This window comes from Myxococcaceae bacterium JPH2 (genome assembly GCA_016458225.1).
GTDB lineage: Bacteria > Myxococcota > Myxococcia > Myxococcales > Myxococcaceae > Citreicoccus.
Genome location: JAEMGR010000010.1, coordinates 284,593 through 303,431 on the forward strand (window position 1 = coordinate 284,593; position 18,839 = coordinate 303,431).

Annotated in this window: 19 protein-coding genes and 1 tRNA gene; 5 read left to right on the forward strand and 15 right to left on the reverse strand. The window is 67.7% G+C overall.

Translation table 11 applies throughout. The features are described 5' to 3' along the window. From JGU66_18510 to JGU66_18575, 14 genes are all read right to left on the reverse strand, one after another. On the reverse strand, positions 1-357 hold the full coding sequence (locus tag JGU66_18510; GenBank protein ID MBJ6762761.1) for a GPW/gp25 family protein: 357 nt from the start codon (positions 355-357) through the stop codon (positions 1-3). Position 358: 1 nt separating this feature from the next. Beyond that, positions 359-694, reverse strand: a complete 336-nt coding sequence (locus JGU66_18515) for a hypothetical protein (protein MBJ6762762.1) — start codon at positions 692-694, stop codon at positions 359-361. Between the two features lie 4 nt (positions 695-698). Further along, entirely contained in the window at positions 699-1,247 is a 549-nt protein-coding gene (locus JGU66_18520) for a baseplate assembly protein (protein MBJ6762763.1), read from the reverse strand. Next, positions 1,244-2,386, reverse strand: coding sequence for a hypothetical protein (locus JGU66_18525; protein ID MBJ6762764.1), 1,143 nt, complete (start codon positions 2,384-2,386; stop codon positions 1,244-1,246). The genes JGU66_18520 and JGU66_18525 overlap by 4 nt, the downstream gene beginning before the upstream one ends. Positions 2,387-2,392: 6 nt before the next feature. Then, entirely contained in the window at positions 2,393-2,683 is a 291-nt protein-coding gene (locus JGU66_18530) for a LysM domain-containing protein (protein MBJ6762765.1), read from the reverse strand. Positions 2,684-2,690: 7 nt separating this feature from the next. Next, the gene (locus JGU66_18535; protein MBJ6762766.1) at positions 2,691-3,329 is read right to left on the reverse strand and encodes a hypothetical protein; all 639 of its coding nucleotides are present in this window, start codon (positions 3,327-3,329) and stop codon (positions 2,691-2,693) included. Continuing rightward, positions 3,326-3,601 carry a hypothetical protein gene (locus JGU66_18540; GenBank protein ID MBJ6762767.1) on the reverse strand — a complete coding sequence of 92 codons (276 nt, stop codon included), beginning with the start codon at positions 3,599-3,601 and terminating at the stop codon, positions 3,326-3,328. The genes JGU66_18535 and JGU66_18540 overlap by 4 nt, the downstream gene beginning before the upstream one ends. Continuing rightward, positions 3,598-5,571 carry an ATP-binding protein gene (locus JGU66_18545; GenBank protein MBJ6762768.1) on the reverse strand — a complete coding sequence of 658 codons (1,974 nt, stop codon included), beginning with the start codon at positions 5,569-5,571 and terminating at the stop codon, positions 3,598-3,600. The genes JGU66_18540 and JGU66_18545 overlap by 4 nt, the downstream gene beginning before the upstream one ends. Beyond that, positions 5,568-6,764, reverse strand: a complete 1,197-nt coding sequence (locus tag JGU66_18550; protein MBJ6762769.1) for a DUF4255 domain-containing protein — start codon at positions 6,762-6,764, stop codon at positions 5,568-5,570. Before JGU66_18550 ends, JGU66_18545 begins: the two co-directional genes overlap by 4 nt. Then, on the reverse strand, positions 6,761-7,759 hold the full coding sequence (locus tag JGU66_18555; protein MBJ6762770.1) for a hypothetical protein: 999 nt from the start codon (positions 7,757-7,759) through the stop codon (positions 6,761-6,763). Before JGU66_18555 ends, JGU66_18550 begins: the two co-directional genes overlap by 4 nt. Then, positions 7,756-8,487, reverse strand: a complete 732-nt coding sequence (locus JGU66_18560) for a hypothetical protein (protein ID MBJ6762771.1) — start codon at positions 8,485-8,487, stop codon at positions 7,756-7,758. Before JGU66_18560 ends, JGU66_18555 begins: the two co-directional genes overlap by 4 nt. A gap of 14 nt (positions 8,488-8,501) precedes the next feature. Then, positions 8,502-9,032, reverse strand: a complete 531-nt coding sequence (locus JGU66_18565; protein ID MBJ6762772.1) for a phage tail protein — start codon at positions 9,030-9,032, stop codon at positions 8,502-8,504. An 11-nt stretch (positions 9,033-9,043) separates the two neighbouring features. Further along, positions 9,044-10,591: a phage tail sheath family protein gene (locus JGU66_18570; protein MBJ6762773.1), complete on the reverse strand. Its 1,548-nt coding sequence runs from the start codon at positions 10,589-10,591 to the stop codon at positions 9,044-9,046. Between the two features lie 534 nt (positions 10,592-11,125). Continuing rightward, positions 11,126-12,421 (reverse strand): hypothetical protein, encoded by a 1,296-nt coding sequence (locus JGU66_18575; GenBank protein ID MBJ6762774.1) that lies wholly within the window; start codon positions 12,419-12,421, stop codon positions 11,126-11,128. Positions 12,422-12,672: 251 nt separating this feature from the next. On the opposite strand from JGU66_18575, the gene JGU66_18580 reads away from it, so the two are divergent. The 3 genes from JGU66_18580 to JGU66_18590 all read left to right on the forward strand — a co-directional run bounded on the left by JGU66_18580 (position 12,673) and on the right by JGU66_18590 (position 16,409). Next, the gene (locus JGU66_18580; protein ID MBJ6762775.1) at positions 12,673-13,446 is read left to right on the forward strand and encodes an SDR family oxidoreductase; all 774 of its coding nucleotides are present in this window, start codon (positions 12,673-12,675) and stop codon (positions 13,444-13,446) included. Between the two features lie 109 nt (positions 13,447-13,555). After that, positions 13,556-14,698 carry a hypothetical protein gene (locus JGU66_18585; GenBank protein MBJ6762776.1) on the forward strand — a complete coding sequence of 381 codons (1,143 nt, stop codon included), beginning with the start codon at positions 13,556-13,558 and terminating at the stop codon, positions 14,696-14,698. 262 nt (positions 14,699-14,960) lie between these two features. Beyond that, the gene (locus tag JGU66_18590) at positions 14,961-16,409 is read left to right on the forward strand and encodes an endonuclease/exonuclease/phosphatase family protein (GenBank protein ID MBJ6762777.1); all 1,449 of its coding nucleotides are present in this window, start codon (positions 14,961-14,963) and stop codon (positions 16,407-16,409) included. 129 nt (positions 16,410-16,538) lie between these two features. Here the strand turns inward: JGU66_18590 and lepB are convergent, their stop codons facing one another. Next, positions 16,539-17,486 (reverse strand): signal peptidase I, encoded by a 948-nt coding sequence (gene lepB / locus JGU66_18595; GenBank protein ID MBJ6762778.1) that lies wholly within the window; start codon positions 17,484-17,486, stop codon positions 16,539-16,541. 558 nt (positions 17,487-18,044) lie between these two features. On the opposite strand from lepB, the gene JGU66_18600 reads away from it, so the two are divergent. Both JGU66_18600 and JGU66_18605 read left to right on the forward strand, forming a co-directional pair. Beyond that, positions 18,045-18,118 (forward strand) — tRNA-Arg (locus JGU66_18600). A 407-nt stretch (positions 18,119-18,525) separates the two neighbouring features. Next, complete coding sequence (locus JGU66_18605) at positions 18,526-18,747, forward strand: hypothetical protein (GenBank protein ID MBJ6762779.1); 222 nt, start codon at positions 18,526-18,528, stop codon at positions 18,745-18,747. The last annotated feature ends 92 nt before the right edge of the window (positions 18,748-18,839 follow it).

Below are 18,839 nucleotides of genomic sequence, written 5' to 3' on the forward strand. Positions count from 1 at the left end.
TCATGTCCCCCGGGAAAGCTGCGCCACCTGCCGCTGCTGCGTGCGGCGCACCACGTACCGCACCGTCACCTGCAACGTGCTCTCGACGCCGAGCACCTCCACGGCTTCGACTTGAATGAGGTCCCCCAGCCACTGCTGAAGCGCGCCCTGCACCAGGAACTGGGTCGCGGTGGCCAGCTCTTCACTGTTCGGCGCGAAGACGAGCTGCCCCAGGCCCGTACCGAACGTGGGCCGATTCACGCGCTCGCCGGGCGAGGTGAACAACACCTGCTCGATGAGCTGCCGCACATGAGCGTCCAGGTCCGCGTCGGCCGTACGGCCTCGCCCGTCGATGCGGAATGGGAAGGCGATCTGCATGTCAGGTCCCCTTCACTCGGACTTGGGTCATCACGACCTGGGGCGGGCCCGCGGGCGTCTGCAGGGCGGTGAAGGTCATGCCCGTGCTGGACTGGAGGATGACCGGCTGCCCGCTCGCGCGGACGCGCGTCGCCGGCACGAGCCACTGCACGCGAATGCATGGGCTGGGCCCGTTGGGCGGAGGCTGCATCGGACAACCGGACACCAGGTACTGGTCCGCCATCGTGGCCAGCGGCTGACCCGCCACCTTCACCCGTGGGTTGCCCGGAGAGACCTGCACCTGCCCCGAGTGCGGACACATCACCGTGGCGCCGACATGGAGGAGGAATCCCGGCATGGCGTCACATCACCTCGAGCGCACCGTTGTTGACGTTGACGCCCGTGGGGCCGAGCTTCACGTTGGCCGGGGCGAACGACAGCTCGATGCCCGTGGCGGCGAGCACGACCTTCGTCGCCCCTCCTTGCGACAGCTCGATGCCCTGCGAGTTGAAGACGGCCTTGAGCGGCATGGTCACGACGGGAGGGCTCACCTCGAGGGTGAAGCCTCCACCGCCCGGCAAGTCGCTCAACGTCAGGGTGATGCCATCCGTCTTCCACATCTTCATCTGTGGCACGGCGGGTTGAGCTGGCGCCTCGCCCTCGCCCCAGAAGCACCCTGCCCAGATGGCGTAGTTCGGATCGCCGCGCTCGAACTCCACCCAGACCTTGGCGCCGACGGGGGGAATGGCGAAGAAGCCCACGCCCTTGCCGGCGTAGGGCACGCACGGCATGGCCCACGACAATCGGCTGGACCCCAGCACGGTGGGCACGCTCACCTGGACGCGGCCCTGCATCAGCGGGTCGATGTTATTGACCACCTCGCCGCGGTACTTCCCGAAGTACGTGCTCATGGCGGCACCACTGGAGTGAGCGCTCCAAGCCCCTCGCGCGTGAGGGTGAAGCGCTGTTTGTATTCACCGAGCTGAAGCGAGTGCGTGACGCTCTTCACGTAGTAGAAGCCGTCGTGCATCCACCCCACCCCGCGCACGCCCACGAGGCCACGGGGGCGCAACAGGTTGCCGTAGCGCGAGGCATTGAGCTCCCCCGAGGCCGTGAGCACCGTGTCCGTGGACTCGTCCGTCATGGACTGGGCCTTCGCGTACGCCTGCACGTAGGACATGGCATCAGGCACTTCGAGCAGCGTCTTGCGCACGTGGGGCTGGTGGACCAGCAGCGCGGGCAGCGCGGCGAGCGGAGGCAGGCGCGTGCTGATGAACGTCTGCACGGGGATGGCCTTCCCAAACACCAGGGCATTGCCAGACACCGTCGTGGGTGCCAGCGCGTTGTACTGGAAGCTGATGGAGTCCACGTTGGTCTGCGCGCCCATGTTGACGGACAGGGCGGGCTGCGGAACTCCGGCGCGAAGGGGCGGGCCCCAGTACGCCGTGTTCATCAACGGCGCGGGCCCTGGCTCCACATAGAAGACGTACCCGAACCGGCGAGCCATCTCCTGGAGGTACGCGTAGTCCGTGCCGCGGTAGACCGGCGTGCGGATGATGGGCAGCGGCGGATCGATCGCGGGCGGCGGTAGCACCCGGGGCAGCATCTGGTACTTCGCGTAGCGCAGGATGAGCTGCGCGACGATGAGCGGCTCCACCTGCGCCGGGTTCTCGTGGACCGACTGCTCCAGGTCCATCATGGTGCTCAGGTCCTCGCCCGTGATGGTGAGCGTGGACGCGCCGGGCTGCTCCGAGGGCGTGAGCTGTCGATGCGTGATGACGCCGTCAAACAGCACCTGGGGCACGACGTTGAACGTCACCACCAGGACGACGCGATTGAAGGGCTGCAACAGCGGGTTGGACAGCAGCCCGAAGTCCAGCAGCGACAGCGGCCCCGCGCGGCCCACGCCGAAGGTGATCTGAAAGCCCGAGCGCCCCTGGTCGGTGTGGGTGACCTCCACGCGCTGCACCGCCTCGATGAGCGGCTGCGGCGCGGGCACCGGCACCACCGGTCCCACCATCATCAGGAGGTTGACGCCCAGGAGACTCATGGTCGCTCAGAGTTCCGGCATGGCGATGCGCACCACCGCCCCCGGCTCCTCCATCACGTCGAAAGGGTTGAGCACGTCATTCGCATCGCAGACGCGCCAGAACTGCTCCGGGTCGCCGAGCGTGCGCGCGGTCAACAGGTCCAGACGATCTCCCTCCGTGACGGTGATCTCCGCGAGCAGGCGCATCTCCTGCCCCGAGGGAAGGAAGCGGCGGCGCTTGTACGCAGCCACGCGCCCGTCCGGCAGCGTCAGGGTCACGGTCTCCAGCACGGCGTAGCGACTGGTGGGATCGAACATGCGCGAGTCACCTCGGCAGCGCGCTGGCAGCACCCGACACGCTGCCAACCACGGCCATGGCCTCCTTGATGACCTGGTGAGAGAAGAAGAGGGCGTAGCCCGGGTGCCCCAAGGGCAAGTCGTTGTAGGTGAGCACCCGCAGCGCCAGGGACACCTTGGCCCGGATGGGATTGAGGGCCGGGTCGTAGGCCTCCTCGGTGATGGAGAACTCGGTGAGGCGCACCGGCACCACGCGCTTCGGGCCCCAGACGAACAGCGTCATGGACGACACGTTGGGCAGCACCTCCAGCACGCCCGCCTGCATCAGCCCGGCGTTGAGCAGCACCTGCGCCGTCTTCGGATAGACGAGCATCTCCAGCGCGGAGAGCTGCGGGTAGATGCCCATCGTCGTCGCGATGGGCTGGGCCGACGCGAGCTGATCCGTGGCGTCGATCTCCACGTCCAGCTTGATGGTCTCCAGCGGGGGGCCCTTGAGCCGCTGGGCCTCGGTGCGATCGCCGCTGTCCCCCGCCATCTGGGGTTGCAGCGTCCGCGTCATCGTGTCCGGGTTGTACTGGAACACCACGACGCTGGAGACCGGGTTCATCGGATCCATGCCGATGATGGCGCCGCGCTGCGTGCGCGGGGTCCGCGGGAAGGTGCTCATCGTCGCCGCCCCTCCGCGTTCAAGCCCGAGTACAGGGCGCGCGCCACGCTCGTGCCCATCGCCTCGGGCGAGGCGCCTGGCGTCACGGTGAGCGGCCCTCGCGCCAATCGGGAGGCCAGCGCGGACGCGTCCACGTGCGCGGGCAGGCCTTGCTCGCCCAGGAGGCGAGACAGCTCCTCGCGCAGGGCCTCCGCGACGCGGTGACGATGCGCGGCGGGGACGCCCTGGAGTACCAGCTCGTCGATGTGCAGCGCGATGCGTTGCGGCCTCATGTCCACCCCGCCACCTCGGCCTCGGCCAAGGGCTTGTCCAGCTTGCTGAACTCGGCGCGCACCGCGCGCTGGAGGTGCGCCATGCGCACGGGCTCGCCGGCGTCCGCCGCCAGGAACGCGGCGTTGAGCGCGATGGTCCGGATGTTCCCGCCCGTGACGCTCAGCTTCGCCAGCCGCGTCACCTCCAGCGCCTCGGTGGGCGTGGAGGGCGGGAACATGCGACGCCAGATCTCCGCGCGCTGCGTGGCATCCGGGAACGGGAACGGCACCACGAAGCGCAAGCGCCGGAGGAACGCGGTGTCGAGCGCGTCCTTCATGTTCGTGGTGAGGATGGCCAGTCCCCGGTACGCCTCCATCTGCTGCAGGAGGTAGCTGACCTCGATGTTGGCGTAGCGGTCGTGGCTGTCCTTCACCTCGGTGCGCTTGCCGAAGAGCGCGTCCGCCTCGTCGAACAAGAGGATGGCCCCGCCCTCCTGCGCGGCCTCGAACACGCGGCGCAGGTTCTTCTCCGTCTCGCCGATGTACTTGCTGACCACCTGCGACAGGTCGATGCGGAACAGATCGAGCCCCAGCTCTCGCGCGAGCACCTCGGCCGCCATCGTCTTGCCGGTTCCGCTGGCCCCGGAGAACAGCGCGCTGATGCCCAATCCGCGCGCGCCCTGCTCGGCGAAGCCCCACGTCTCGTACACCTTCACGCGCTGACGAACGCAGGCGGCCACCTGGCGCAGCAGCGCCTTCTGGGACTCAGGCAGGACGAGCGCATCCCAGCCCGCCGAAGGCTCCAGGCGTTGCGCCAGCTCCGCCAACCGAGGCCGGGCCTGGAGCCGACATGCGGCCCAGAGCGACGCCGAGGAGGAAGCCTGGGTCCCGCCTCGCACTTCCGCGCTGGCCGCCCGGATGGCCCGCATCGAGAGGTCGAACTGGGAGACGACGCCCTCCACCGCGCCATTCACGAGAGCAGCGGAAGGCCCGAGCGCCTCGCGCCACAGCGCCCCCTGCTCGTCACGCGTGGGCCTGCCGACCTCCAGGTGCAGCACGGTCCGTCCGCGCAGCCGCAGCGGCTCAGCGCTGGTGACGAAGACGAGTCCAAGCGAGCGCTCGATGAAGGACGCCGCGGCACGCAGCCCCTCCGCTCCCGCCGCCTCGTCGCACTCCACGAGCAGGCCACTGCCGGAGAGCACGGCCTCGCGCTCCCACACGCGGCCCAGCGTCGCGCGGTCCTCCACGGAGAGGGGCAGATTGGATGCGCGCAGCGAGTGCAGTCGGAGCCCGAGCGCCGAACAGGCGGCGGAGGCCACCACCTGGGCGCAGTCGGGATCCGTGCTGCTCAGCTGCACCACCCCGCCGCCCTGCGGACTCCGCTCGCAGGCCACGCGGATGCGCTCCACCAGCGCGGCATGAGAGGGCGGCAACGACAGGGCGGGAGCCACGGGCGACACGAGATCGCGGAGCCGTCGGTCCAGATACGAGAGCCCCGCGAGGTAGTGCAGCACGCGCTCATCGACGCGCACCGGCGAGCTGGTGAGCCCGTCACCGGGCGCGAGCGTCACGAGTTCCCACCGACGCAGCGGGGCCACGGGCGTCAGCGCGCTCCAGTGCGCGTCCGGCAGCGCCCGGAGCGCCAGGCCCAGCGTGAACCACGGTCGCCGCGCCTCTCCCTGCGCCGCCCCGCACGCCGCGCCCACCCCCGCGCCCAGCTCCAGGCCCGCGCTGCACAACAGGATGTCGCGCTCGAAGGGCGACAGACCGAACGCCGCCACGAGGACATCGAGCGCGGAGGGCGCCGGCATCGCCGCTTGGGCCTCGGCGAGCGCGGCCCGGGCGGCTGGCAGGTCATCGACCCCTGCTGGAACTTCCGCCCCCGTGGCTCGCGCATGGACCAGCAGGTGTGCGCGCACCACGCTCAGCGCCGCCGAGAGCGTGCGTTGGTTCGCCTCCTGCCACGAGCGCTCCGCCGACGGTCCGCTCATGGGAGAACCACCTGCTGAGCGGCATCGAACACGGGCGGCGTCACGCTGCGATCCACGACCAGCGACTCCACCCCATCCACCCGCACGCGCGCGTAGTGCATGCCCGAGGGCGCGGACGGCACGGTGAAGGCAATCGTCCCCACGGGGCCGCCTCGCGCGGGTGCCGCCACCTCGCGATCGCCCAGCAGCAAGGACACGCGCTGCGCTTCGCGCGCCTGGGGAGCGAAGGTCGCGGTCACCGTGACGGAATCATCCGGTGCCCGGGCGGACACACTGAGCGCGCTGACTCGTGGCGCCAGGGCCATGGCCAGCGGATAGGTGACGCGCGGAGGCATCCCGGGCCGCTGGATGACCACGGCCACCGAGTACATGCCGGCGGGCCATGCGACCGGGTCGTTCGGAATGACCACGGTGATCCGAGCGTCGGACGCCACCGATGCGGACAGATCCACCGGCGCCGTCCAGCGCGGGTGATGAAAGCGCACCGCCACCGAGTCCCCCGCGAGGTTCGCCCCCAGCAGCGTCACCGTCTCGCCGAGCCGCGCCCCCGTGAATGGATCCACGGGCTGAACGGACTCCAGCACCGGGAACGGCGGGGTCATCTCCGGGTGCGTGGTGATCACGGGGCTCAGCACCGGAAGCGGCGACCGGCGCGGACGCGCGCTCTCGATGAGCACGGCGGAGACCTGGTACGCGACGGAGATGCGGTACTGAGTCTGGAACGCCGTCCACATCTTGGAGACGTCATCCAGCGGCATCGGATCCAACGTGAGGCGGACGCGCTCCACCTGCTGGTAGAGGTCATTGCCCGGGAGCGCCGTGCGGATCTCCTCGGGGCCCAGCACCGCGTGGTCGTACAGCACCAGCATCGCGCGCCCCAGCAACGAGTGACTTCCGACGTCATCGTCGCCTGGTCCGTAGGCCGTGAGCAGGTAGCCAAGGCGAAGCGCGAGCGGCGGAATCCCACCCTCACCCGCGCGGCCTGGAGCAGGCAGCTCCATGTTGCGCAGCGCCGGGTTCGGGTTCACCTGGAAGAGGAAGAGGTTGAGCTGATGGGTCGACGCGTCCTTGTCGCGCGCTCGATCCGGAGGCACGGTCGTGACCGCGAGGTCGGGTGTGTCGCCGTGGAGCCGATTGAACAGGAGGGCTCGCAGTGTGGCGGTGACCGCCGCGATGGAGAGGGGGTTGCTCATCGCCCACCTCCGTTGCGGCGGCGCAGGTACTCATCAAGGGACAGCGACGGCGTCCCACGCGAAGGAGGCGGCTTCGGCGAGGCCGCCGGCGCCGCGGCCCGCACCTCGATGCGACCGATGGTCACCTGCACCACGGGCGCTGGTGCGCCCTCCCCTCCCTCCAGGACCCGCTCGCGCCCCCGCGACAAGGACCCAGGGAGAGCGGACTCCCCCTCTCGCGTGAGCGGCCTTGCCACCAGCCCATCCTCTGCGAGCGCACGCGACACCCGCCGCGCTCCGGACGTGGGCTGCTCGCCGCTCATCGTCCGCGCGGACAACGGGGCGCGGGTCCGCGACGCGACATGCGTCCCCGCGGCGACCTCCCGCGCCTCCGCGGCGACGTCGCGCACGTCGACGTTCTCCCGCGCTCGCGCCCCGACGCCTTCCTCGGGAGCCGGCTGCGGCCCGCGTGGCTCAACGCGCCGTGCGGGATTTCTGGGCAGGAACGTCTCCGAACGGTGGCCCACTGCACTCGGCTGCGGAGCCGCGACAACGTTGGGGACGGGCAGCGCGACTTCGCGCTCCAAGGGCTCGGGCCTCGCGACCTCGCCACTCCCTTGAGGGCGAGGCGCGACGTCACCGCGACCTGTCACGGCTCCAACAGCAACGAGCGGACTTCCCTCACCGCCTGGATCCACGACCACCGTGGAGGCTCCGCGCATCGGAGCGCCCGCACGACTCGGCTCGGCACGCGGCGGCACTGGAGCGGACAGCGTCGGCGCGGCGTGCGCGGGCAGCGCATCCGGCGACGACAGCGCCCGAGTCACCTGGAGCCACGGGGCCTGTCGGATCGCCCCAGGCATGGGCGCGCCAGCGGGCTCCCCTTCGGACGCAACGGCCCCGCCCTCCGCCTCTGGCATCAGCTCTGCGGGCGCGAACATCGAGGCGATGCGTGGCCCGACCCCGGACTCGGGTTGCAGCTGCCGGCTCACCAGATGGCTCAAGTAGTCGCTCATCGCGCCACCATCTCCAGGTAGCGCTGCCGCTTCCATGGACTCATCGCGAGGATGCGCTCCTCGGACCAGCCATAGGCGCGAGCCAGCACGTGCACCTCATGGAGCGCGCGCTGCGCCCACGCCTCGACCTCCCGCCACAGGAACTCACCGATGTCGAACATCGGTGTCCACGCGTGTCGACACGCGGGACACGCCACGGCCAGCTCCACGCGCGCCTGCGGATCCGCGCGCTCCATGGCGTCCGCCACCGCGACCTCCACCTCCGCTGGCAGCTCCGAAACGCTCACCGCGTGGCCCTCCCGGATCGCCTCCGACACACACCGCGCCAGCAGCCGCCTGCGCGCCCCGCCCGCATCCAGTCCGGACAGGCTCGCGAGGTCCCGACTGTCAGGCAGCCGGAACCGCACCACGTATTCCCCTCGCGCCACCTCCAGCACTTCCGGAACGACCTCCGGCGGTGCCACCCGCAGCGCGCTCACCGAGAGCGTCAGCTCCACCCGCTCGCCGCACGCGGGACACGACACCCGCCCCACCAGCTGCGCACCGAAGGTCCCCTCGCGCACCGCGAGCAGGAGCGCGTCCCGCTCGCCCACGGACAGCTCCGCCAACGCCTCGGGCGTCGCGTCCGGGAACGCCGCGCACAACAGCGCGAGCGCGCGCCCCGGTCCCGCATGCGGATGACCTGCCTCCCAAGCGCCGAGGAGCTCTGGCGCCGACAGCGAGCGCATCGCGCGTCACCCGGTCAGGAGTTGGGGGGCTCCAGGAAGCTCGGCTCGGTGGGCTCACCCACCTCGTAGTCGCGCTCCCAGCCTTCGTTCTCCAGCTTGAGGTGCTGGATGGCGACGGCGTTCGCGTTCGCATCCAGGTCCGGCAGCGCCTGGAACTCCGACACCCACGCGCGGAACACGCGGTAGGAGATCGCGAGCTGCCCGGCCTCGTTGTAGACCTCGATGATGAGCTCCTTGCGGAAGTCCTTGAGGGACACCTCCGCGCCGAGTCCGGAGCCGTAGTTCCACACCTTGTTCGCCCACTGCTCGAACTCGCGGTCGTGCGTGACGCCGCGCTCCAGGGTGATGGCCTCGTACTCGGTGCGGCCGGGCGACTTGCGACTGCTGCTCGGATCGCCGCCCTCGCGGTGCTTGACGACCTCCGTGGTCCGCTTGAGCGCGCTCACCTTGCTCACGCCCGCCACGTACTTGCCGTCCCACTTCACGCGGAACTTGAAGTTCTTGTACGGATCGAACCGCTGCGCATTGACGCTGAACTGGGCCATGGGGAGTCTCCTTACGCCTCGCTCTGACCAGCCATCTGCTGCAGCTTGAGCACCACGAACTCGGCCGGCTTGAGCGGCGCGAAGCCCACGATGATGTTGACGACGCCCCGGTTGATGTCGTCCTGCGTGGTCGTCTCCTTGTCGCACTTGACGAAGTACGCCGCGCGCGGGGACGCCCCCTGGAAGGCCCCCTGTCGGAAGAGGCTCTGCATGAACGCGCCCACGTTGAGGCGGATCTGCGCCCAGAGCGGCTCGTCGTTGGGCTCGAACACCACCCACTGGATGCCCCGGTACAGGCTCTCCTCGATGTAGAGCGCGAGGCGCCGCACCGGCAGGTACTTCCACTCGTCCGCCAGCAAGTCATTGCCGCGCGTGGTGCGCGAGCCCCACACCACGCGCCCGGCGGCCGGGAGCGAGCGCAGACAGTTGAGCCCGAGCGGATTGAGCTGGCCATTCTCCAGGTCGGTCAACGGCACGCTCAGCTTGGAGACCCCCGCCAGCTGCGCGTCCAGGCCCGCGGGCGCCTTCCAGATGCCGCGCGCGGTGTCCGTCCGGGCAATCACCCCAGCCACGGCGCCGCACGGCGCGAAGGACTCGAGCTGATCCTCCCGCAAGGGGTTGGCCTCCACCAACCAGGGAAAGTACATGGCGGCGTTCTTGCTGCGCAGTGAGCTGCCATTGAAGCCCGCCACCGCCTTGGCCACGGTGTTCCACGCGCGAGGAGGGTCCGCGACGAAGATGGCGCGACGGGCCTGCGAGTACGTCGCCGCATCCACCGCCAGCGCCGACTCGATGTCGCCGTCGTCCGCGAACCCATGCGGCGGAATGCACAGCAGGTTGAAGATGTCTGCCTTCTCCAGCGCGTACAGGCCCTTCTTGTCCGCCTGAAGCCCGGTGCCCGAGGTGAACTCGGCCCGGGTGAGCACCGCGCCGTCATCTCCCTGCGTCGTCGGCGTGGAGGGGACGGGCTTGTTGTCCGTCACGGTCGAGGCCGGAGGCCGAGGCGCCGGAGACGGCAGCGCCGCCAGGTCCACATGCAAGAGGTCGGAGTTCTGCGCCAGCACGTTGGGGTAGTAGCGAGGACTCGTCGAGTCGATGGAGAGGTTGAGGAACGTCTCCGTCGCGTTGGTGCCCACGTCGTTGAGCGTGAGGTTGAAGAGCTTGTCGTCCTCGCTCTGGGTCCCGCTCTTCGCGGTGTTGTAGTCCACCACCACGCGCAGGTTGTTGCCCCACGTCCCCTCGCTCGCCGCGATGAACGGTGCCGTGCCCAACAGGAAGGTGGCGGCCTTGGCGTCCTTCTGCAGCCGCACGACGATGGCCTGCCCGCCACCATTGAGGAAGTAGTCGCGCACCGCGAAGGTCAGCGGGCTGCCCAACCACAGTCCTCCGAAGACACGCTCGAAGTCGCCATAGCCATTGACGATCACCGGGTCGTTGGTGGCGCCTCGCCGCGTGCGCCCTACGAAGGCGGTGATGGACGTGGGCACACCCGAGATGGTGCGAACCCCACTTGGAATCTCCTCGACGTAGACGCCCGGATAGCTGACAGCAGCCGGCATAGAGTCGCCCTCCCAATGCAATGGGTTCTGAATGCCCGGACCGCGGCTCGAACGCAGACAGGGCCTAGCGGCGCGCGCACCAAGGCCTCGCGCACCGGTGCAGCAAGCACGTCCGTGAACTCAGCTCATGGATTCGCGAATGACTTCCTGATGCATCGGCCCCCCGCCGAGGAATCCCTGAAGATTCCACGCATACAAAGTCGCCCAGCAACAATGCCAAAATCAGAACGCCCTGTCACCCAATCCTTGACAAAAATCCCCAACCCAGCCCGTTCCTACCCCATGGAGAGGACGCAATCACAGACCTCCAACATCCCATCACCAGACACAATGACTCATCATTTCCAGCTCAGTTCGCGCATCCTTGCCGCGGCGCACCACGCCGCAGGGGTTTTGAGAGACATTGAAGAAGAACCCCATGAGCGGAATTGCGGCGCGCACAGGCGCCACTGTGAACCCGCCATCGGATCCGCGCGGCACGCCCCTCGGTTTCGGAGGTGCAACGGGGCGACCGAGGCCGCCCCGGCACCTCTCTCAACGAAACCGCCGGGTGCGCGTCACCACATCCCAGGCTTCCAGGTGTCCGAGGCGTTCGTGGAGGAAGGCAGCGAGATGGACGGAGCACTCTGGACGTGAGGCCCCAGGATGGCCGGCAGTGAGGGCGTCAGCGTGCCCACGAACAAGACACCCCGAGCACCGTCGTCCGAAGTCTTCTCGTCGAGCTGGATATAGGCGCTCTGCCCTGGCATGGAGCGGAGCCTGTCCATGGGCGTCGCGCCCACGACGCCACAGACGAGGCGCCCCTCCGGGTTCAAGTCGCAACCCCATCGCGTGCCTTGCGCGAAGCCCATCTCCAGAACCGTTGGCGCCGAGCCCTTGGCTAGCAGAGGCGCGGCTGCTCCGCCCGTCTTGATAGGGCCTCTGCCAGAAGCGTCCGGCCAGCAGACTGTCCTGATTGGCCGGGGCACCCGGCGAAGCGAGGTAGGCATCCAGACGCGCCTGCTCGGTCGCGGGAATGGACAGCCCCAGGACGACGGGCAGGCCCGTCTCGGCGAGCTGACAGAGGATGTCTCCCACGGACTGGGGCATCTCGTTCGAGCCGAGCTGCTCACCAATCAAGAGCGTGAGCGTCGGGGAGATGAGCGGCTCGAGCCCGCGCACCCGCTCGCCGCACTTCCCCTGGAGAGACTCGCGCTCCTTCCAGCGCGCCACGTAGAAGTCCGCTTCGCGCACGGGCGTGAGTCGCGGCTCGTCGACGATGTCGCCGCCCACCAACTCCAGGGACGGTGCGGACTCCAGCCGAAGCGTGAGCGCCTTCTCCAGCTCCAGATCTCGCTGGCCCACCTGAACGCCGCGCTGCTCGCCTTCGGGGTTGTCGGGGCCCGCGGAGAGACGCGTGGGCCCCCTGGAGCGAAGGACCGCGTTCTGTTCCGCCCGCTCCCGCAGCATCTTCCACCACTGCTCCTGATGCTCCACGTCGTTCCCCATCTGGACCGTGGACATCCGGAAGATGCGGACCACGGACTGCCGAGGCGCCACGCGCAAGCCCGTCACCAGGTATCGCGAGAACTGAACGTTGCCCGAGCCCTTCTGCGCTGGAGGCTTCCAGGTGGTGAGCAACTGGGTCTCATCCTGGGTGTTCTCGAAGACGAAGCCGTGCTCCTGAAGCAGCTTGCGCGTCTCCCCCAGGGCTTCCGCCAGTGGCTTCTGGAAGACGTGTTCATAGCGGGGCTGGGAATCCTGGACCGTCTCGGAACGCCCACCGTGGGCACATCCCGCGCCAATGACAGACATCCCCAGAAACAGGATCGAAGCCCATCGTGAACGCATGGATCCTCCGTGGCGCACGCCCGATCCATTGCGCCAACCTGCGCTATCCTGCCCCACCTAGGAATTCAAACGACCCGGTGCGGGGCCGCCTATTGTGGACTCCGCGACTGGCAGCGGACGGGAGCGCCGCGCGGAGGGCGTCCGTCCATGGGGCACGTCGAGGTTTCCGAGTGAACTCCCCCCCGAACGAAGCCCTCGTGGCCAACCGGCAACCCGTGTACGTGCCGACGCAGCACACAGGAGGCTCGAACATGGACCTGCAGCTCAAAGGGAAGCTGGCGCTCGTCACGGGCGCCACCGCGGGCATCGGCCTTGCCATCGCGCGGCGACTGGTCACCGAGGGCGCCCAGGTGGTGATCTGCGGTCGGAATCAGCAGAAGCTGGATGCCGCCGCGGCGCAGACAGGCGCCAGAGGGGTGCTCGCGGATCCTTCGACCGCGGCTGGCGCCGCCGCGCTGTTCGCCGCGGTGCCCGCCGTCGACATCCTCGTCAACAACCTGGGCATCTACGAATCCAAGCCCTTCACCGAGATTTCCGACGACGATTGGCGTCGGTTCTTCGAGGTCAACGTCCTGTCCGGCGCCAGGCTCGCTCGCGCGTACTTCCCCGTCATGCTCCAGCGAAACTGGGGCCGCATCATCTTCATCGCCAGCGACTCGGCGCTCATCGTGCCGCCCGACATGATCCACTACGGGATGACCAAGACGGCGCAGCTCGCCATCTCCCGTGGACTCGCGTCAGCCACCAAGGGCACCCGGGTGACGGTCAACTCCGTCCTGCCCGGCACCACTCGGTCGGAGGGCATCGTCGCGTTCCTCAAGAGCGTATCGGACGACCCGGATGCACCCGACGCGGAGATTGAACGCGCCTATTTCGCCAAGGAACGCCCCACCTCGCTGATCCAGCGAATGATTGAGCCGGAAGAGGTCGCGGCGATGGTTGCCTATGTGGCAAGCCCGCTCTCCGCCGCCACGAACGGCGCGGCCATCCGTGTCGATGGCGGAATCACTCCCACCATCGTGTAAGGCGAAACCTTCATGCGCGGGGTGCGCCCCTCCCATTGGACAGACATTGACCTCCGCGCCACCGGGAACAGGGTTGCGCGCGCTCGACGAGGAGTGGTCTCGTAGCGGAATGCCAAGACGCCTGAGCTGCATCCTTTCCCTGCTGATACTCGTGGGTTGTGCGAGTCACCCGGCGAAGACGCACACGCCCATCGAGAAGCCGCACCAACCCTCATCGCCGACGACGTATCGGTTCGACGGCATCGAAGCCTTCGGCTCGCGGCGCCATTCCCAGGCGGAGCTGCTGGCGCCCTACCTCGGCGCGATGCCCGCCGAGGGCACGCTGCTGGACATGGCGTCGAAGGACGGCGACGCGTTCATCCAGATCTTGGCGAAGGGCAAGGAGCAGCTGTTGGCGCAGTACGGCTTCGCGATGGTGCGCAACTCCGTCACGGCCTACGAGAAGGACCGAACGCTGCGCGTCACCGTGGACGTGGTGGACCGCGAGGACGCGTGGAGGCTTCAGTACGATGCAGCCCCCACGGGCTCGGTGGCCGATCCCGCTGGGCTGCTGGCCGCCTGGACGGCGTACACGACACGCATGTGGCAGCTCGTCAAAGCGGGCGCCATTTCATCCGACGTCACGGAGCCCTGCCGTGCCTTCCATTGCTTCTACGGCCCTGGCCACCCCGAGCTGATGACGCTGGAGGAGCCCATCCTGGCGGGCGTGCCGAAGCACTTCGCGACACTCGTCCTGATGCTTCGCACGGACACGGACCCGAGCAAGCGAGAGACGGCCGCGTACCTGCTGGCCTATGGCCCCACGCGCGAAGCAGTGGCTGAAGCCTTGGTACCCGCGATGAGCGATCCGCACGAAGCGCCGCGCAACGCGGCGATGCGAGTCCTCTGGGAGCTGCAGGAGAAAGCGGACCACCCGATGGTGCCCCTCGAGAAGGTCCTGCGCGGACTCCAAGGACCACTCATCACCGACCGGAACAAGGCCGCGGGACTGCTCTCGGCCCTCGTCCACAAGGACGCCTCGGCACGCGACCGGATCCTCCGGGAGACAGGGGACCTCCTCCTGGAGATGGCGGGCACGAAGCAGTTGGTTGAACGGAAGCCCGCGCTCGATGTGCTGCGCGCCCTGTCCCGCCAGGACTTCGGCGACGATGTCCCCGCTTGGCGCGCCTGGGTCGAAAGCACCTTGAGCGCGGGGTCGGAATCACAACCCACCCACAAAGCAGCAAATCAAGCATTAATGAGTAAACCATGAAGAAAGTGTGAACCGGGCGTGAGGCCCTCCCCCAGCGATTGCAGGAGTCTGCTCCTGGCAACCCACGCGGCGCTCTCCCAGTGCGGCTGCGCATGGCGAGGGCTGCGAACTCACGCTTCGGGGAACACGAATGCTTTGCAGGACTCAAGTCAGGCCCTCCTCCATCAAAGAATCACTCACGCAGCGCCCCCAAGCATCGGGGGCGCGCGAACATGGAATGCAGCCATTGCGCTGGTGCTCGCAGACCCAACCAGGGTCCCCCATGCCCGTCAGCGCGGGCCTCTCTCGAATGGTGGGGATGGTCGCCATCCTCACCCTGCTGTCCGCTTGCTCCGGCGGGCGGAGGTCCACCGATGGTGGCCTCGAACTCCCGGAGGTCGAGCTCCCCTCCACCACGGTGGGACTCAACTACGAGGCCTTCCTCACGGCGACGGGTGGCGCACCGCCTCTGCGCTACTTCCTGACGCCGCCGCCTGGCTTCTCTTTCTACACCGCGGAAGGACGACTGACGGGCTCAGGCACGGAGGCCGGCGACTACTCGCTCACCGTGACGGTGAGAGATGCATCGGGTGACGAGGACACCCGCACGTATGCGTTGAAGGTCTGCCCCGAGCCTGAGATCTCCAATGCCACGATTCCCAGCGCCACGACTGGCGTCAATTACAAGCAGACCCTCGTCGCCACGGGGTGCGCTCCGCTGAAGTGGTCCCTGATGGAGGACGACACGCTCCCGAGCGGCTTCTCACTCTCCCAGGACGGAGTGCTGTCCGGCCTCTCGCAGGAGCGCGGCACGTATGTTCTTCACCTGCAGGCGCGAGACCCCCACGGCGTCACGTCAGAGGTGACGAAGGAGCTGGTGGTCCTCGGCCCCAACGTCCCGCTGTCGGTGGCCAATTGGAACATCGAGTGGTTCGGGGACACGCTGCATGGCCCGAGTAACGAGCCACTGCAGTTGGCCAATGCGCAGGCGGTCATCGCCAACGCGGACGTGGACTTCTGGGGTCTGGTCGAGATCGTCGACAACTCGCAGTTCAATGCCTTGAAGGCCCTGCTCCCTGGCTACGACGGCTTCCTCGCCAACGACGCTTCGCGCGTGTCGTCTGGGACATACTATTACGGGCCCGGCGACCAGAAAGAGGGCGTGCTCTATAAGTCAGACGTGGTTCAAGTTCTGCGAGCAGATGTCGTTCTCACGGACTTCCTCTACGAGTTCGCGGGGAGGCCCCCGCTGCGGGTGGACTTGCGCGTCAAGCGAGGCGACACCACGGAGGACGTGACAGCGATCATCGTCCACATGAAGGCCGCTGCGAGTCCGGACGATTACGCGCGCAGGGTTGGCGCGGCAAATGCCCTCAAGAGTTACCTCGACGGGCAACCGACCACTCAGCGAGCCATCGTGCTCGGCGACTGGAACGATGACGTGGACATGTCCATCACTTCCTCCTCGACTGGCCAGCCGTATGACACGCCCTATCGCACGTTCCTCGATGACCCGAGCCGCTACACCTTCACGACCCAGGCCCTGTCACAAAGGGGAGTCGGAAGCACCGCGAGCCGCAACACCTTCATCGATCACCAGCTCGTCACCAATGAGCTGTGGGCCGACTACATGCCCGACTCGACCACGGTGCTCCACCCCAAGATTTCACAGTACAGCTCCACGACCTCCGACCATTACCCCATCCTCAGCCGCTTCAACCTGAGACACTGAGCTGCGCGAATGGGACGCGCTGTCCCATCCAACACCTCGCCTCCTCGCCTCTGACCAGTCCCGTCAGGGTGCGAGGTAGGCGGAGTAGCAGTTCTCAAAGGGATCCGCCCAGGCGCGCACGGCAAAACCTTATCCCGGCCCTTTCGAGGACTTGAAGGAACCGAGCCGCTCCCACTGAATTCGGTGAGCGCCGAACGACCACCAGACGAACGAAACAGTTCCCTTGATGTTTTCGATGGGAACGGGTCCCCAGGCTCTCGAATCGGAACTGTTGTCTCTGTTGTCCCCCATGACGAACACGGTGCCCTCGGGAACAACACAGCCATTGGGCTCCTGAGACCGCTGCATTCCAGCAGGGCAACCTTGATCCGCCCCGGGAAATTCGCGGTGCATGGCGGGCTTCCTCAGGATCACATCGAAGCCGAGCCCATCAATGGATTCCCGGTGAATCACACAGCGCTCATACGTTCCGTCGGCATCGCGCTCAACCAAGCAGTCGTCCGGACGCGCGACGGAGCCAAAGGCTCGACCATCCACGACGGGAACATCATCTTGGACAGCAACAACCTCGCCAGGGAGACCCACAATTCGCTTCACGAAGTCTTTCTCTTCATTCGGCACCTGAAACACGACGACGTCTCCACGCTGAGGGACGCCCCATGAGACCAGAGTGTGCTTGGTGAAAGGGAGTCGAAGGCCATATACACGCTTGTCGACGAGGTACAGATCGCCCAGGAGCAGCGTTGGGTTCATGCTGGAGGAGGGGCTTCGGAACGATTCGGCCCACCCAGACTTGACGCCATTGACGAGCAGGCCCCCAAGCACCCAGAAGCCCAGACACATGAGGATGGTCCTCTTTCTACTAGGAAGCGGCGAGTCGCGAGGGACACGCGAGACGAGCAACACATCGACCACAACCACCATCCAGACCGCGCTCGAAGCAATCATCCCGATGACGGGAGCGAAGAGGACCGTGAGAAGTACAGCCAAGGAAAGGGCCAAGAGCGCGGCGGCTCTGCGCGGCCTTCCGATGATGATGTGGCCAATTCCAGGAGTCGTCAGCAGAGTGGCGATCACCGCAAGAACCCTCCGGGCTCGTCCTGGGGAATAGGGGCCTGTCACGGCGTCAGTCGTCATTGAAAATCGTTCTATCCGACAAGCCAGCACTTGAGAACATCGCCGGCAAGGATGGATTCGTAGCCCATCCCTTTCGAACGGGAATGACTCAGCGCCTCCAACACGCTCCAGCCTGCAATGAGCTCTTTTCCCGTCATGATGCTCGGCGCGCCGTTGATTTGAGTCGGCAGGCCCGGGCCCTATTGTCAATCAATGGCATCCCTCTGGGACGCCCGAAGCTCGCGGACCAAGACCAGGCCGAAGCGCTGCTGAACCTCGAGTCACCTGTTCTTCGCGATGGACGCCGCGCGCCCGTGGCGCAGTCCAATCTGAAATGAGCTGCGGTGCATCGGAGGGTGCCTGACGCGAACGCCCGCCGTGCCAGGGTCCACTCATGCCGGCATCTTGCGCCGCCGGAGGTCAGCACGCGTTCGCCCCCGAGGGGGCGCTTCACGAGGACCTTTCGTTTCGTCGCCACATGCCGTAGCTTGCGCGCGCTTCAGCCGTACCCAGTTCGTTGGTCCCGTAGCTCAGTTGGATAGAGCGGCGGTTTCCTAAACCGCAGGCCACAGGTTCGATTCCTGTCGGGGCCGCTGCCTAAGGGCCGGATTTTCCTGGGGTTTTCGTCTCGGGGGAATCCGGCCGTAGAGAAGGCCGCTCGGGTCGTGGGCACCACGTGGGCAAAAGCCCCGACTGGAGCCCCTCCCGCCCCTGCATCGCTGGCGCTGGCCCCCCTGGCGGACTCATACCGAGAGTGCGTTCCTCCGGTGGCGGGTTGCCCGGCTTGTGCCGAGTCCGCGACAGTCGCCCGCGCGTGTATCCCACATGCCCTTGAGGCTGCTGTCGGGCAGCTTGCGCGCCTCGGGGTCCTGACGCCGGGGCGCCCGTCCGGGGCTCGGGATGGGTCTGGGGGTGCGTCATGACGCGCTCAACCCGCCGGCCGGTCCTCCCGCCTCCGAGCAAAGACAGCCAAGCCCTCCGCGCCGAGCTGCGCGCCCGGATGGCAGCCCCTGTCCGGCGCGCCAACACCGCCCTGCACGACATCCGCGACATCCTGATGCAGGTCCAGGAGACGCTGTCCGACCGCAAGGCCATCCCCGCCAACGTCCTGACGGGCCTTGTCCTCATGGTGGATGCCCTCGCCCTCCAGGCCCAGGAGCGCGACATCGCGGACCTGGACGCCGCCCTCGAGGAGCTGACCGGAAAGGATGGTGCGCGATGAGGCGCATCCTCCGGGAGTTGGACAGGCGGGTCTCCCGCAGTCTGCGCAAGGTGCTCTGCCGCGCGGCTCTCCTGTTGGACCGGGCCATCGGT

Bases quoted from the DNA above. Each gene is read 5' to 3' on its own strand.
- JGU66_18510 (MBJ6762761.1), bottom strand. From the start codon at position 357: ATGCAGATCGCCTTCCCATTCCGCATCGACGGGCGAGGCCGTACGGCC.
- JGU66_18515 (MBJ6762762.1), bottom strand. From the start codon at position 694: ATGCCGGGATTCCTCCTCCATGTCGGCGCCACGGTGATGTGTCCGCAC.
- JGU66_18520 (MBJ6762763.1), bottom strand. From the start codon at position 1,247: ATGAGCACGTACTTCGGGAAGTACCGCGGCGAGGTGGTCAATAACATC.
- JGU66_18525 (MBJ6762764.1), bottom strand. From the start codon at position 2,386: ATGAGTCTCCTGGGCGTCAACCTCCTGATGATGGTGGGACCGGTGGTG.
- JGU66_18530 (MBJ6762765.1), bottom strand. From the start codon at position 2,683: ATGTTCGATCCCACCAGTCGCTACGCCGTGCTGGAGACCGTGACCCTG.
- JGU66_18535 (MBJ6762766.1), bottom strand. From the start codon at position 3,329: ATGAGCACCTTCCCGCGGACCCCGCGCACGCAGCGCGGCGCCATCATC.
- JGU66_18540 (MBJ6762767.1), bottom strand. From the start codon at position 3,601: ATGAGGCCGCAACGCATCGCGCTGCACATCGACGAGCTGGTACTCCAG.
- JGU66_18545 (MBJ6762768.1), bottom strand. From the start codon at position 5,571: ATGAGCGGACCGTCGGCGGAGCGCTCGTGGCAGGAGGCGAACCAACGC.
- JGU66_18550 (MBJ6762769.1), bottom strand. From the start codon at position 6,764: ATGAGCAACCCCCTCTCCATCGCGGCGGTCACCGCCACACTGCGAGCC.
- JGU66_18555 (MBJ6762770.1), bottom strand. From the start codon at position 7,759: ATGAGCGACTACTTGAGCCATCTGGTGAGCCGGCAGCTGCAACCCGAG.
- JGU66_18560 (MBJ6762771.1), bottom strand. From the start codon at position 8,487: ATGCGCTCGCTGTCGGCGCCAGAGCTCCTCGGCGCTTGGGAGGCAGGT.
- JGU66_18565 (MBJ6762772.1), bottom strand. From the start codon at position 9,032: ATGGCCCAGTTCAGCGTCAATGCGCAGCGGTTCGATCCGTACAAGAAC.
- JGU66_18570 (MBJ6762773.1), bottom strand. From the start codon at position 10,591: ATGCCGGCTGCTGTCAGCTATCCGGGCGTCTACGTCGAGGAGATTCCA.
- JGU66_18575 (MBJ6762774.1), bottom strand. From the start codon at position 12,421: ATGCGTTCACGATGGGCTTCGATCCTGTTTCTGGGGATGTCTGTCATT.
- JGU66_18580 (MBJ6762775.1), top strand. From the start codon at position 12,673: ATGGACCTGCAGCTCAAAGGGAAGCTGGCGCTCGTCACGGGCGCCACC.
- JGU66_18585 (MBJ6762776.1), top strand. From the start codon at position 13,556: ATGCCAAGACGCCTGAGCTGCATCCTTTCCCTGCTGATACTCGTGGGT.
- JGU66_18590 (MBJ6762777.1), top strand. From the start codon at position 14,961: ATGCCCGTCAGCGCGGGCCTCTCTCGAATGGTGGGGATGGTCGCCATC.
- JGU66_18605 (MBJ6762779.1), top strand. From the start codon at position 18,526: ATGGCAGCCCCTGTCCGGCGCGCCAACACCGCCCTGCACGACATCCGC.